The sequence below is a fragment of the Nocardia sp. CA-107356 genome, from assembly GCF_050946365.1.
Taxonomy (GTDB): Bacteria; Actinomycetota; Actinomycetes; order Mycobacteriales; family Mycobacteriaceae; genus Nocardia.
On sequence record NZ_CP191992.1, the window covers coordinates 9,476,025 to 9,488,558 of the forward strand.

Below are 12,534 nucleotides of genomic sequence, written 5' to 3' on the forward strand. Positions count from 1 at the left end.
TGGCCGCTGACACATGCGACGATAAATATACGCTTAGATCACTGTCAAGATGCGACAGCAAATGAAATGACATCTGAGATTCGCCAGGTAGACTGAGTGTTAGAGTCGTACTCACAAAGGTGTAATCCCGGAAGGAGGCTCCACAGCTTTGACGCCCATCTCGCCTACCGTCGCCCGGTGGGAGCTATTCGAACGGCTTCGTCGACGGCAGACCGAACTCGGCATAACCGGCCCGACCATCGCCAAGAGACTTGGCTACGCGACCACGTACTGGCCGAAGATCGAGAAGGAGCAGCGCGTCCTGACCGAGGAGAAGTTGAAGCTGCTCATCGAGCTCCTCGAACTCGACGGCGAGGAGCAGGATGAACTGCTCAGCCTCCGTGCTATCGCGAAGGGACGCGGATGGTGGGATGAATACGCGGGGTTGTTCAACGAACAACAGATGCGATTGTGGGGCCTGGAGTATGGCGCCGAAGAGATCAGCACATTCGAAAGCCTGCTCATCCCAGGGCTTCTCCAGACCGAGGACTATGCCCGCCATCTGATCACATCGGACTCGGTTTTCATCCGGAAACCCGAAGTCCGCCAACGGGTTGCGGCCCGAATGCGACGACAAGAGCGGCTCGATGAGCCCGACGCATTGCGTCTCGCTGCTGTGGTCAGCGAAGCTGCGCTACATCAACAGATCGGCAACCCGGTCATATTGCGCGAACAGCTCCAGCACCTGATCGGGGTCATCAACAGCCACTCCGACACCCTCGACATTCGAATATTGCCGTACACCAGCCCAAGCGGGGCCATCCTTGGCGGAGCTGGTTTCCATATCCTGGACTTCCCCGGACCCAAGGTGTCGCCGCTGGCCTGGCATGAATCGGCAGTCGTTGGAGAAGTCATCGAAGACCCGACACAGATCGATAACCTGACCACCGTCTTCGGTCACGCACAATCCCAGGCACTCGACCAGCAGGAGTCCCTCGCTCTGATCGAGCAGGCCGCAGCTGAGCTAGGATCAGCCTCATGAGCAGCACAAACGTCATTCCAGCTGGCAACGGCTGGTTCAAGTCTTCATTCTCCAAGGACTCGACAACCTGTGTCGAAGTTTCCTTCGACGACAACCCCGTGGTGCTCGTCCGCGATAGCAAATACCAAGGCGCCGCCACGCTTCAGCCGATCATCGCAGTTCCTGCACACTCTTGGCCGCACTTCCTAGGGATCGTCACTGGCGATCTCACCGACGACCACACGGTACTCGGCATCCCCACTGTCGAGCACGACGCCGACACTGGAGACGTCATACTCCGCGATGAGGTGGGCACGGCTCTCATCTACGCCGCCTCCGAATGGGATGCCTTCGTCGCAGGTACTGCGGCGGGCGAATTCGCTGCTAGCTGGGTGTAGCTGACGACGACGACTGCTGCTGGGATGTAGGTGTCGGGTGGCCGGAGAGCCACCCGACATGCATGGTTAGTGCTCTGGGAGGGCTCCTGGATATCGCTGTCCGGCAAGATAATTCCGCATGTTCGCCAGGATCCCTGCGATTCGGGCTGGTCCCCATTCCGCGACGGCCGCGTTGACGGTGATCGCGGTGGTGACGAAGTTGAGCACGAAGGTGTCACGCAGAAGCAGGTACGGCTCGAACAGTGCGTTGAAATCGGCGGGTAACGGGCGGACCCGGGTGTAGCCGCGCAGGAAGCGGCGCGCGAATTCGTCGTAGGCGCCGGGTTCGGCCCTGGCGATCCGGTGGATCGAGGACAGCACGGTGGCAATGTCGAGGATGGGGTGGCCGGTGCCGCAGTCGTCGAAGTCGATGACACCGACACCGCCGTCGGGCAGCGCGATCATGTTCTCCCGGTGCAGATCTCCATGGATGCGGGTGTGGTCGGCGCCGGCGAGGTCGGACAAGACGGGTGCGATCCGGTCGGCCACTTCTCGAAGGGTCGCGAGGCCGTCGGCACCCAGTTGCTCACGCGCAGCGACGTCGGTTAGGGCGGCGCCTTTGACCAGGATGGTCTCTACATCCCAGACCGGTCGGTCGAAGTCCGCGAGCTGTACGGTCGCTGCGTTGTCGTGCAGGTAGGCGGTCGCTGTACCCATGTCCTCGGCGACGCCGGGCTGCTGGTAGGACGGTTCGGCGGTACCGGGGACCCAGTGGAGCACCGCGAGGGTGGCGGGCTGGTCGTGGCCGGGGACCTCGACGGGAACGACGTAGTGGCCGGTGCGGGTGATGATCGGTTCGGGGACGGTGACGGTATGAGCGGCGGCGATGCTTTCGAGCCACCGCATTTCGCTGCGTTGCTGGTGGGCGGGTCGGCCGTCGCGGATCGACAGCCGTGCCACGTATGAGTCGCCACCTGCTGGGGTGACCCGCCAGACGGCGTTGTCCTCGTATTGCTGCAGTTGCATGAGCAGTTCCGCGCCGTCGATGTCGTAGTGCTCCGGCAGCACGGCGCGGGTCAGTTGTTCGAGCAGATCGAGCTGTTGGTTGTGGTCGAGGTCAGAGAAGGGCGTGAGTGGCACGGGCTTCCTCATGGGTCGAGTATTCGGCGTGGGGCGGGGCCGGATGGGCGCAGATTACACGTTTCCGCGTCAGGACCGGCGTACCTGGGGCAATGGGTGCGAGCTGTCGATGTTTGGTCGGTCAGGCGTGGGTGGTGTTCGGTTGTGAGGCGTGGACGCGTGTGGTTCCGCTGGCTTCGGCGATGATGGTGAGGAAACTGTTGCTGTAGCGCTGCCAGTCCAGGGTGAGTTGCTCGGTGTCGTTGGGGTAGTGCGGTTTTGGGGAGCCGACGGTTGCGAGGAGGGTCAGGATTTCGTCGGCGAAGGCTTCGGTGTTGTCGACGGGGGTGAAGACAGCTGGTGAGGTGCCAGCGCCGTCGCGATGGCCGGGGATGTCGGTGAGTATCAGTGGTAGGCCGTGCTGACGTGCTTCGAGGATCGAGATCGGGACTCCTTCGAACCGGCTCATCGATACGAATGCGACCGCTCCGGCCAGGATGCTGTCGACCAGGTCTCGTCGCCATACAGCGCCGAGCCAGATGACGTGATCGGTGATGCCGAGACGGTCGGCCAGTTGGCGCAGCGCGATGGTTTGGTCTCCGTCGCCGATGACGACGAGACGGAGCGTCTGTTGGGTGTGGCCGATGACGTGGGCGAAGGCGCGTAGCAGGCTGTCGTGGCCTTTGTGACGGTAAAGGCTCTGGACGGCGACGAGGTAGGGGTCGGTGGCCCATGGCCACACTGGTGCTGGTGGCGGTGCGCTACGTGGTTCGGTTGCGTTGGTCAAGGTGGTGACCTTGCTTGCCGGGGCACCGACGTCGTCGAGCAGGAAACGCGTGGAGCGGCCCCCGACCGCGATGATGCGGTCCTCGTACCGTGTCAGGGCGCGGTCGAGGAGGTTTTTGGTGCGGCTGCGCAGGTGGGAGTAGTCGGAGTGGCAGAACCGGACGACGCTGTGCGCTGCGCGCAGCGCGGGCCGGATGGACGGGTAGAGACGGCCGTCGCCGAATTGGAGCAGGACGGTGTTGCCCCGGACGAGGTCGGCGAGGAACAGCAGGCGGCTTATGCGGTTGCGAGGGGCGATGACCAGGCGGGCTTGTGCGGGCAGTTCCGCGACGAGCGCGTTGTCGCGACCAGGATCCAGGACGCATACGGTGACCTGGTAGTCGGCGGTCAGTAGCAGGCGGGTGTGTGAGAGTAGGACGCGTTCGAGGCCGCCGACGGTGAAGTGGCGCAAGATCAGCACGACGTGTGTGGAAGGCATGGTGGTCTCCGAGGACTGGGCCAGCCCGGGGCTCCGGGTGGGAGCCCCGGCACTGGAGGTCAGCTGGTGCGGTGCACCTTGTGCTGGGCGGCTTGGGCGAGGGGGCGTACTTCGATGAGGTCGATGTCGACGTGGGCGGGTCGGGTGGCACACCAGAGGACGCATTCGGCGATGTCTGCGGGGGTGAGTGGGTGTTCGACGCCCTGGTAGACGGCGTCGATGGCGGTTTGATCGCCGCCGAAGCGGGCTCGCATGAATTCCCCGCCTTTCTCGTCGCCGCGCATCATGCCGGGCGCGATTTCGGTGACCCGGACGGGTTGGCCGTTTAGTTCCAGGCGCAGTGTCGATACGAGGGCGGCGAGGGCGTGTTTGCTGGCGGCATAGGCTGCGCCGCGCTCGTAGGCGACGCGCCCGACAGTGGAGCCGATGAACACGATGTGGCCGCGGTTGTCGATCAGCTGAGCCAGCAGGGCTTGGCTGGTCTGCAGGCTGCCTATGACGTTGGTGTCGTAGTTGGCACGCCAGTCGGCGACGTCGCTGTCGGCAATCGTCGCGGCGGGTGTGGGGATGCCAGCGTTGTTCACCAGCAGGGTCAGCGGCGCGGGGTGTTCGCTGACTGTGCGGGCTAGCGCGGCGACGGAGTCGGCGTCGGTGACGTCGAGGTGGTGGGTGGTGATGCCGGTGGCCGCGACCGGGATTGTCTCGAGCCTGCGGGACGCAGAGACTACGGCGTATCCGGCAGTGTGCAGGGCTTCGGCGGTAGCGGCGCCGATACCGACACTGGCTCCGGTGACGACGGCGAGGCCGCGGGGGGCGTTTGTACTCAACAGTGTTGCCTTTCTTCGAGAGTGGATGATCGGAATCGGTTCACGCGGATGTGATGGTCGCGTGTGGTCAGCAGTCCAGGAGCCAAGCGTGTGCTGGGTCGGTGTGCAGGGCGAAGTGGGTGTCGGTGCTGCCGTGCGCAGCCCACAGGTAGTAGAGGTCGTGTCCGGCGGCGGCGGCGATGGTGTGGTAGCCGTGGGTGACGGTCGCTAGGCCGGTGTCGGTGAGGACGGTGGCGCGGGCGTCTTCGACGGTCTGGTCGTAGGTGAGAAGAACACCGAAGCCGCTGGGTGGGTGGACTCGGAAGGCGAATGCTTCTTGCAGTGCGGTCTCACGTGGCGGGTCGCTGTGCTGGTGACGGTGCGGCGGGTAGGTCGACCACCGGCCGTCCAGGGCGAGGGTTTCACCCAGCAGCAGCCTGGATGTCTGCGGTGGCTGCAGCACTGTGGTGACATGGCGCTGCCAGGATCGGCTGCCGCGCACCTCCGCTTCGCCCATGGTGATCGTGGTGATTGGTGTGGCGGGGACAGGACCGGTGATGGGTGCGTGGACTTCGATCACGTCGGCACCAGCGGCCCCGGCGATTGCGGTGGTGGTGACGGCGGGCGGCAGATACCAGCCGACGGCGGGCGCGGTGAAGGGATCTGCCCGGTCGATGGTGTGCTGGCCGTCAGGCAGTGCGGCGGTGAGCTGCCCGCAGATCAGGATCAGTGCGGTCTCCTGGTGCGGTCGGGCGGACAGCTCGACGCATTGGCCAGGCGAGAGGTGGTGGGAGGTCAGGTCCAGGCCGTTGGGTGTACGGACGGTTCGAGCGTTCATGTCGGCTCTCCGGTGGTAGTTGGCTGGGGAATGGGAAGGCGGCGGCTCTGGCTGGAGGCGTTGTGCATGGTGACGCCGGTCGCGACAGCCATTGCCGCCTCAGCGGCGGTGGCGAAGTGCTGCTGTGCGGCGTCGGGTGCGAGGGCTGTGGGAAGAGCGGCGAGCATCCGCCGGTCCGCGCCCGCGTGTGAGCCGTCCTCGCGGGTGAGCCGGTGACGAACACCGATGTGGTCGGTGAGCGTGTTCAGATGCACTATGTGGGGTCCGGATCTGGCGTCGTAGCGGATCCTGCAGGTTCCCTCCGTGCCGTGCAGCGTGCATGTGTAGCCGTCGCGGGGCGCATTCACGGTCAGTTCGTAATGGACGGTGGCGCCGGAGTTGTATTCGATGAGTGCGTGGATGGTGTCGTGAATGTCGCTGTCGGGTGGGATGTTCGGTGCGCCGGGGCGGTAGTGGCGGTGCTCGAGCACGGCGGTGACGGCAACGGGTCGCGCGGCGAGCCACCAGGTGAGTAGGTCGAGGTGATGGCTGGCCTTGGTGACTTCTAGGCCACCGGAAGCAGCTCGGGTGCGGTGCCAGCGGGTGAAGTAGCTGTAAGCATGAGAATGGTTGAGGGTGTAGTGGAAATCGGCGCTGACCACGGTCCCGATACGTCTCTCCCTCAGCAGTTGGTGGACTCGGGTGTGGATGTTGGTGAAGCGAAGATTGTGGGCGACGAGCAGTCGTGCGGGCGAAGCGTCGGCAGTTCGGACGAGGGCGGAAGCATCAGCGATGGTGGTGGCTAGCGGCTTCTCGACCAGGGTCGAACACCCGGCGGCCAGTGCCCGCTCCGCGTACGTGCGGTGAGTGGCATCTGGGGTCGCGACGACCACCAGGTCCGGGCGGGTGTCGGCCAGGACGCGTTCCAGATCAGGTGGGCGGGTGGCGAGAACGCTGGGCAGATCTGCGGCCAGTGATCGTGCACAGTCGAGGTCGGCGTCAAGCACGGCCACCGGGCGCGCAGCATCCGAGGGGAACGGTGGTTGCCCGGAAAGCCATGGAACATAGAGCTTTTGGGCTCGCGCTCCCGCACCGATCAGCACGACCCGCAGCGCGGCAGTCATGAGGCGACCTTCGAGTCGGTGGTGACTTGTCGGCCCGCAAGGAGAACTGCGCGGACCGACAAGTCGGGGGTGAAGACGACGACGTCGCCGTCGGCTCCGGTGTGCAGGCTGCCTTTGCGCGGGTACAGACCAGCCACACGGGCCGGTGTGGCGGTTGCCATCGTCACTACGTCCTCGACGGTGGCGCCGGTCAAGGTGCGCATGCGAGCAACGGTGACCGCGAGCGGGGTAACGCTGCCACACAGACTGGTGTGGTCTTCGGTGGCGGCGTAGCCGTCGTGGACACGCCCCGTGGTGGCCCCGACGCGGAAGCTCTGGCCTGCTGGCAGGCCGGTTCCGGCTGTCGCGTCCGACACCAGGCACAACCGCTGAGGTCCCAGGCAGCGCAACGCGATTTTCAGCAATGTGGCGGGCAAGTGATGGCCGTCGGCGATGATTTCGGCGGTCAGGTCCTCAGATGCCAGCGATGCCTCCAGCAGGCCGGGGATTCGCCGCAGGCTCGGGCGGGTCAAGGTGGATTGGCCGCTCCACAGGTGCGCGAGGTGTGACAGGCCGAGGCGCTGGGCGTGGGCGAGCTGGTCTTCGGTGGCGGCACTGTGACCTGCGCTGACGTGGATTCTGTGGCCGGTCAGGTAGGTAATCAGTTCATCGGCGCCGGGAAGTTCCGGCGCGAGGGTCACCATCCGCAGCGCCGGTGGAAGTGGTGTGAGTTCGGTGAGCAACGTGGAGGGCGAACGCAGGTGAGTGCGTTCGTGGGCACCGCGCTGACTGGTTGCCAGACAGGGGCCTTCCAGGTGTACTCCGGCCAGTGTTGGGGTCTGCTGTTCGGCGAGGAGGCTGGCGGCGGTGGCCAGCGCCGCAGCCGTGATCGCCGGTGTTGTGCTCGCAAGGGTGGCCATCGCGGTGGTGGTTCCGGCAAGCAGATGCGTGCTGAGGATCTGCTGCCAGATGACGGCGTCGGGCTCGGTCAGATCATGGCCGAGGGCACCATGCAGGTGCACATCGACCAGGCCGGGACTGACCAGGCAGTCGCTGGCGTCGATGATCACAGGGTCATGTCGGCAGTCGCTGTCTGCGATGACACCCCGGCAGACCGTTACCTCGCCGAGGTCGGCATGTGCACGATCTGGGTGAATGACGGTGCCGGAGTGCACGATCGCGCAGCCGCTGTGTGTGGCGCTCATGCTGGCGGCCCCAATCGCGGGCCGCTCGCCGTTGTGGCGCAGGCGCACCTCGTACCGGCGGGGCCGCCGGGCAGGTGTCGATCGTAGGCGCCGCCGTCCCACAGATACCGGGTTCCATTCGGGATCAGCGGATCGTTCAGCGCGCGGGGAATCAGGGTGTCCAAAGCGCCACCGAGAGCCTGCGGAAGCTCGACCTTGCGCAGTAGCCCCAGGTCGTGGAGACGCTGGGAGTGTGCCTGCTGCTCGATCTCGCGGACTTGCCGGGGAATGGCGACCGCGTTGGCGTCGGTGGCCAGCACTTCTCCGAGCATGTTCGCTCCGGCAGCGCCGATGAACAGGTCGCACGAACGCATCCACGGCAGCAAATCGGGCTCGTAGGTGCGGATTTCGATTGCTGGATCGCTGTCCCAGTGCTGGCACAGGGCCTTCTGATCAGCGGGTTCCAGGTAGGGTCCGGTCACCAATAGCGCCCGATCGAACAGTTCTCGGCTTGCGTCCAGCGCCGAGGACAGCGCCCGCCATATCGCTCCGGCACCTTGACCGCCGCCCATCGCAGCAACCAGCAACCGCTGGTCGGGGTCGATGTCGAGAAGCGCGCGTGCCTGCTCACGGGTGTAGGTGACCGGTTCGGCCAGATAACCGGTGTAGTGCAGCCGCTGGGCTGCCTCCTGCGGAATGTCGTAATAGGCGGCCAGGTCGAATATCTCGGGATCGGTGTGCACGTTGAACTGGCAGTAGTGATCCAGGAGCCATGGACCGCGCCCGTGCGCCCCGAAGTATTTGCGCATGGTTTTGGCCCGGTCGAACAACACCCCGCGCAAGCTGAGCACCGCGTGGCGGGCGTAGCCAGCTTCCAACGCGGGAACGAGTTCGTCGTCGGTGCCACGGGGAATGTGGTCGCTCATCAACACCTCGGGCTGGTAGTGACGCAGGAAAGTCGTGATCAGATCGGTGCGAATCCGGTTGAGGGTGTCGTGGTCGACGGCCAGCCGTGGGCGCAGGTTCCACCCGGTCGGGTCGTCGAAGTTCGCGAATGACGGGATCTTGACGATGTCGACCTCGGCTGGGAGCAGGTCCAGCCCTCGGTAGGCGCCGGTGACCGCGGCGACCGAGTACAGGTCGGGGGATCGCAGCAGGTAGCGGGCGACCTTCGCGGTTCTCGAGGTGTGGCCGAGGCTGCGGCCGTTGTGCCAATACAACGCGACCTTGCGTGGGGCGGGATTCATCGGATCACTCCGGGTTCGATCGGGCTGTATCAGCGCACCGTGCGGCGCGCTGCGCGGTAGCGGGGTCGGCGTCGCTGTCCAGCGCTGTCTGAAATGCGGTCAGACTCCACCCTGGGTCGATCTGAATGCGCGGCAGATTGTGAGGATGGTGCAGGTCGACGCGGTGGTGCTCGTCGGTGGACAGTGCCGCCGGATACAACTCGGCGACAGCTCGCTGCACACGTGCGTCGCAGGCGCCGTACGGGTAAGCGAACGTTCGGAGTGTGCGGCCGAGCACGTCAGTGAGTACTTCGCGGTCTCCTGCGGTCTGCCACCGCAGCGCCAGATCACTGACACCGGTAAGGCGTTGATGGGTGTAGCCGTGAGCCGCGATGTCCCGTCCGGAGCCGATCCATGCCTGGACCTGGGCGACATCGGCCATCTCTTGGACCAGGTGTGGAACGCGGCGGGGAAGGTCGTCGGTGAGGTAGCCCCCGCACACTGCCATCAGTGCTGGCAACCCGAGGTCTTCGAGGATCGGCAGCGCAGTGGTGATGGTGTTGGCGTAGCCATCGTCGAATGTGATCAGCACTCCGTTAGCTGGAGGCTCGATCCCATGGTCGAGGAAGGCATGCAGGTCGTCTTCGGTGAGCACGCGGTACGCGCCCTCGGCCAGCAGTTGCATTTGTTCGCGAAACCGGGCTGTTGGCACGGCCATCGGGTGGGTCAAGTCCTCTACGAGGTGATACATCAAGATGTGCATGGGCGTCCCTGGGTGTGTGGTCGTGTTGACGACGCAGAAGGCCCGGCTGCGAGGTCGTGGGAGTTCGCACGTTGCTGGCGGTGCCAGGCGATGGTTCGTGCCAGACCGTCTCGTAGCGGGACTGCGGTGATTCCCGGAAACAGGTCGCGTAACCGAGTGGGGTCGGACTGGGAGTGGGCCACATCGCCGGGCCTCGGTGCCACGTGCTCGATCTCGATCGCGACATCGAGCAGTTCAGCGAGCACGTCGATCAGTTCGAGCACTGTGGTGCGCGTGCCGAGCGCCAGATTCACCGGCCATGGCGAACTCACGCGGTCGATGATTGCGGTCGTGATCACCTGACAGACGGTGTCGACGCAGGTCAGATCGCGGGACTGGGTTCCGGTGCCATGGACGCACAGCGGCTGACCTGACAGGGCTGCGTCGATGAATCTCGGAACCACTGCCGCATAGGGGTGACCAGCACGCTGGCGAGGACCATAGACGTTGAAAAACCGCAGCGGAAGCACCTCCAGCCCGAAACTCGCGTGATACGCGCTCAGATACGCTTCGCTCGCGAGCTTGGTGACCGCATACGGGCTCACAGGCATCGGTCGGCTGTCCTCGACTCGGGGCAACTGCGGCTGCGCTCCATAGACGGACGAGGAGGATGCCGCCACGACCAAAGGGGCACCGCCATTGCGCGCGGCCTCGAGCACATGCAAGGTCCCGGTGGCGTTCGCGTGGTGGCTGTTCAGTGGAGCAAGCATCGACCGGGGAACCGACCCCAGCGCAGCCAGATGCACGACCACATCCGCGCGGGCCACCGCCTGGTTCAACAGGTCGGCGTCGAGGACACTGCCGAGCCGGAAGTCGACCTCGGTAAGGTCGGTGCCCAGTGACCGGGTGTTCCCGGTCGAACAATCATCGATGACAGTGAGCTTGCCGATCGCCGGATTCCGCAGAAGCGTCCCGACCAGGTTCGACCCGATGAACCCCGCGCCGCCGGTAACTGTGACCCGCAGCCCGGCCCTCACAGCTGCTCCACTATCGCAGGCGCGGCATCGGATAGGCGGCCACGACAATCCAACACGAATCCGGCGTGCGCGATGATCCGCTCGTAGTCGAAGGAGTCGTGATCGGTCAGCAGGACCACGACATCCGCGTCCGCCAACTCCTGCGCGTCAGCCTCCACCAGAACCATCCCTGCGAACACGGCGGTGCCAGCCGCAGCGACATGTGGATCCGCCGCGCGCACGTGCGCGCCGAGGGCCGTCAACTGGCGGGCCACCTCCAGGGCAGGGGATTCGCGCATGTCGCTGCTGCCCGGTTTGTAGGCCAAACCCAGCAGTAGGATCCGCGCGCCAACCACGTCCTGACCTCGGCCGACCAAGCCCTGCTTCACTCGGCGGGCTACATAGCTGGGGCGGGCGCTGTTTATCTGCGCGGCAAGATCGATCAGACGAGATCCCTGTCCCCGTGCCTGGGCCGCCCACCATGACAGGTAGGCCGGGTCGATCGGCAGACAGTGTCCCCCGATACCAGGCCCTGGATCGAAGCGCATGAACCCGAACGGTTTGCTCGCCGCTGCCGTCAACGCCGCACGCAGGTCCAGCCCGGTGTCTCGCGCCAGCTCGGCCAGCTCGTTGATCAATGCGATGTTGACCGCTCGGAAGGTGTTCTCCAACAACTTAGCTAGTTCGGCCTCTTCACACCGGCCGACCCGAACGACACGATCGACCAAGCCAGCGTAGAAGTCAGCGGTGCGCTCCAGCGACCGGTCATCTACACCTGAGACAATCTTCGGCGTCGTCGCCAGTGTCCAGCGCCGGTTCCCCGGATCGATGCGCTCAGGGCTGAAACCCAGCACGAACTGCTCTCCGATCCGCAAACCGGAAACATCCTCGAGTACCCGGCCCAACATGTCACGGGTTGTGCCGGGATAGCTGGTGGATTCGAGCACCACCAACGCTCCCTCGCGCAGGTAACGTCCCAGTGTGCGCCCAGCAGCGAGCACATCGGAGAGATCGGGGATGCCGTGAGTCAGGGGCGTCGGCACCGCGATCACCGCGACATCGAAGCCCGCCACATCCGCTGGACAAGCCGTAGGCCGATACCGTCCATCGCGCAGCAATGGCTTGAGCTCTTCGTCGCTGACATCCTCGACCGGTGACCTCCCGACGGCCAAAGTCGCGATCCGCCGCTCGTCGCTGTCCAGACCCACGACACGGTGTCCCCTCTGAGCAGCCAGCACAGCCAGCGGCAGACCCACATAGCCCTGACCCACGACCACAACCGAAAGGGCCTGCGTTACAACAGTTTTCCGTGCGAGCACTGCCGAATCATGAGGGGGACCGAGGATCTGGTGCTGGTGAACCTCCGACAATGAGTGCGCAGCTTTCAGGACATCGTTCGACCCCGCGTCCATCGGTGCGTCGCTGGCGGATACGGCGAGTAGCTCGTGTTCCATCTGCTAAGGCTGCGCCTACCCCCGAGGGCGATGCGACAGCCATTGCGGCCCGAAATCGATGTGCCACATTGGCACATCTGAGCGCGCTACTCGGTTGCGACCGCCTACATTTGGTGCAGCAGGATCGATCCAGATCAGGGACTGGTGATGACCGGACAGGCCAGAATCTTTATGTGGGACTCACCGAGGTTCCGGCTGTTGCTTGCCCAGCACCAACTAGGGCCAGCGTTCGCGCTGCTCCGCGAGGCACAAGGCTTGACACAGGCCGGATTCGGAGCGCTGGTAAATTGGGACCGCACCAACACAGGCAGGATCGAACGCGGCGAGCGTCAGACCCTCCACGACATTCGCGAACTTGTGCGAGTTGCTGACGCCCTTGGCATTCCCCGGCGGAAACTACTGCCCGTATTGCTGGGAACCACCGAT

Annotated in this window: 12 protein-coding genes and 1 pseudogene; 3 read left to right on the plus strand and 10 right to left on the minus strand. The window is 64.9% G+C overall.

Going from position 1 to position 12,534, the window contains the following annotated elements; translation table 11 throughout:
- The first annotated feature begins 148 nt into the window (after window positions 1-148).
- Together ACQP1G_RS42500 and ACQP1G_RS42505 are read left to right on the plus strand one after the other, a co-directional pair.
- A complete protein-coding gene (locus ACQP1G_RS42500; RefSeq protein ID WP_433195834.1) occupies window positions 149-1,021 on the plus strand; it encodes a DUF5753 domain-containing protein in 873 nt (290 codons plus the stop codon).
- Window positions 1,018-1,398, plus strand: coding sequence for a DUF397 domain-containing protein (locus tag ACQP1G_RS42505; protein ID WP_433195836.1), 381 nt, complete (start codon window positions 1,018-1,020; stop codon window positions 1,396-1,398). Before ACQP1G_RS42500 ends, ACQP1G_RS42505 begins: the two co-directional genes overlap by 4 nt.
- A 66-nt stretch (window positions 1,399-1,464) precedes the next feature.
- Here ACQP1G_RS42505 and ACQP1G_RS42510 read toward each other — a convergent pair whose 3' ends face one another.
- From ACQP1G_RS42510 to ACQP1G_RS42555, 10 genes are all read right to left on the minus strand, one after another.
- Entirely contained in the window at window positions 1,465-2,529 is a 1,065-nt protein-coding gene (locus ACQP1G_RS42510) for a phosphotransferase enzyme family protein (RefSeq protein ID WP_433195838.1), read from the minus strand.
- 109 nt (window positions 2,530-2,638) lie between these two features.
- Window positions 2,639-3,760, minus strand: coding sequence for a glycosyltransferase (locus tag ACQP1G_RS42515; RefSeq protein ID WP_433195840.1), 1,122 nt, complete (start codon window positions 3,758-3,760; stop codon window positions 2,639-2,641).
- A 59-nt stretch (window positions 3,761-3,819) separates the two neighbouring features.
- The gene (locus ACQP1G_RS42520) at window positions 3,820-4,587 is read right to left on the minus strand and encodes an SDR family oxidoreductase (RefSeq protein WP_433195842.1); all 768 of its coding nucleotides are present in this window, start codon (window positions 4,585-4,587) and stop codon (window positions 3,820-3,822) included.
- Between the two features lie 67 nt (window positions 4,588-4,654).
- Window positions 4,655-5,404 (minus strand): 5-deoxy-glucuronate isomerase, encoded by a 750-nt coding sequence (locus ACQP1G_RS42525; protein WP_433195844.1) that lies wholly within the window; start codon window positions 5,402-5,404, stop codon window positions 4,655-4,657.
- A complete protein-coding gene (locus ACQP1G_RS42530; protein WP_433195846.1) occupies window positions 5,401-6,507 on the minus strand; it encodes a Gfo/Idh/MocA family protein in 1,107 nt (368 codons plus the stop codon). Before ACQP1G_RS42530 ends, ACQP1G_RS42525 begins: the two co-directional genes overlap by 4 nt.
- Window positions 6,504-7,691 carry an N-acetylglucosamine-6-phosphate deacetylase gene (locus ACQP1G_RS42535; RefSeq protein ID WP_433195848.1) on the minus strand — a complete coding sequence of 396 codons (1,188 nt, stop codon included), beginning with the start codon at window positions 7,689-7,691 and terminating at the stop codon, window positions 6,504-6,506. The genes ACQP1G_RS42530 and ACQP1G_RS42535 overlap by 4 nt, the downstream gene beginning before the upstream one ends.
- On the minus strand, window positions 7,688-8,917 hold the full coding sequence (locus tag ACQP1G_RS42540; RefSeq protein ID WP_433195850.1) for a glycosyltransferase family protein: 1,230 nt from the start codon (window positions 8,915-8,917) through the stop codon (window positions 7,688-7,690). Before ACQP1G_RS42540 ends, ACQP1G_RS42535 begins: the two co-directional genes overlap by 4 nt.
- A gap of 4 nt (window positions 8,918-8,921) precedes the next feature.
- Window positions 8,922-9,614: a polysaccharide deacetylase family protein gene (locus tag ACQP1G_RS42545; RefSeq protein ID WP_433195852.1), complete on the minus strand. Its 693-nt coding sequence runs from the start codon at window positions 9,612-9,614 to the stop codon at window positions 8,922-8,924.
- A 32-nt stretch (window positions 9,615-9,646) separates the two neighbouring features.
- Entirely contained in the window at window positions 9,647-10,675 is a 1,029-nt protein-coding gene (locus ACQP1G_RS42550; RefSeq protein ID WP_433195854.1) for an NAD-dependent epimerase/dehydratase family protein, read from the minus strand.
- Window positions 10,672-11,973 (minus strand): nucleotide sugar dehydrogenase, encoded by a 1,302-nt coding sequence (locus tag ACQP1G_RS42555; RefSeq protein WP_433195856.1) that lies wholly within the window; start codon window positions 11,971-11,973, stop codon window positions 10,672-10,674. Before ACQP1G_RS42555 ends, ACQP1G_RS42550 begins: the two co-directional genes overlap by 4 nt.
- 306 nt (window positions 11,974-12,279) lie before the next feature.
- Between ACQP1G_RS42555 and ACQP1G_RS42560 the strand changes: the two are divergent.
- Window positions 12,280-12,486, plus strand: a pseudogene (locus tag ACQP1G_RS42560) (helix-turn-helix domain-containing protein); the annotation flags it as partial.
- Between the last annotated feature and the right edge of the window lie 48 nt (window positions 12,487-12,534).

Bases quoted from the DNA above. Each gene is read 5' to 3' on its own strand.
- ACQP1G_RS42530 (WP_433195846.1), bottom strand. From the start codon at position 6,507: ATGACTGCCGCGCTGCGGGTCGTGCTGATCGGTGCGGGAGCGCGAGCC.
- ACQP1G_RS42505 (WP_433195836.1), top strand. From the start codon at position 1,018: ATGAGCAGCACAAACGTCATTCCAGCTGGCAACGGCTGGTTCAAGTCT.
- ACQP1G_RS42515 (WP_433195840.1), bottom strand. From the start codon at position 3,760: ATGCCTTCCACACACGTCGTGCTGATCTTGCGCCACTTCACCGTCGGC.
- ACQP1G_RS42540 (WP_433195850.1), bottom strand. From the start codon at position 8,917: ATGAATCCCGCCCCACGCAAGGTCGCGTTGTATTGGCACAACGGCCGC.
- ACQP1G_RS42535 (WP_433195848.1), bottom strand. From the start codon at position 7,691: ATGAGCGCCACACACAGCGGCTGCGCGATCGTGCACTCCGGCACCGTC.
- ACQP1G_RS42545 (WP_433195852.1), bottom strand. From the start codon at position 9,614: ATGGCCGTGCCAACAGCCCGGTTTCGCGAACAAATGCAACTGCTGGCC.
- ACQP1G_RS42525 (WP_433195844.1), bottom strand. From the start codon at position 5,404: ATGAACGCTCGAACCGTCCGTACACCCAACGGCCTGGACCTGACCTCC.
- ACQP1G_RS42510 (WP_433195838.1), bottom strand. From the start codon at position 2,529: ATGAGGAAGCCCGTGCCACTCACGCCCTTCTCTGACCTCGACCACAAC.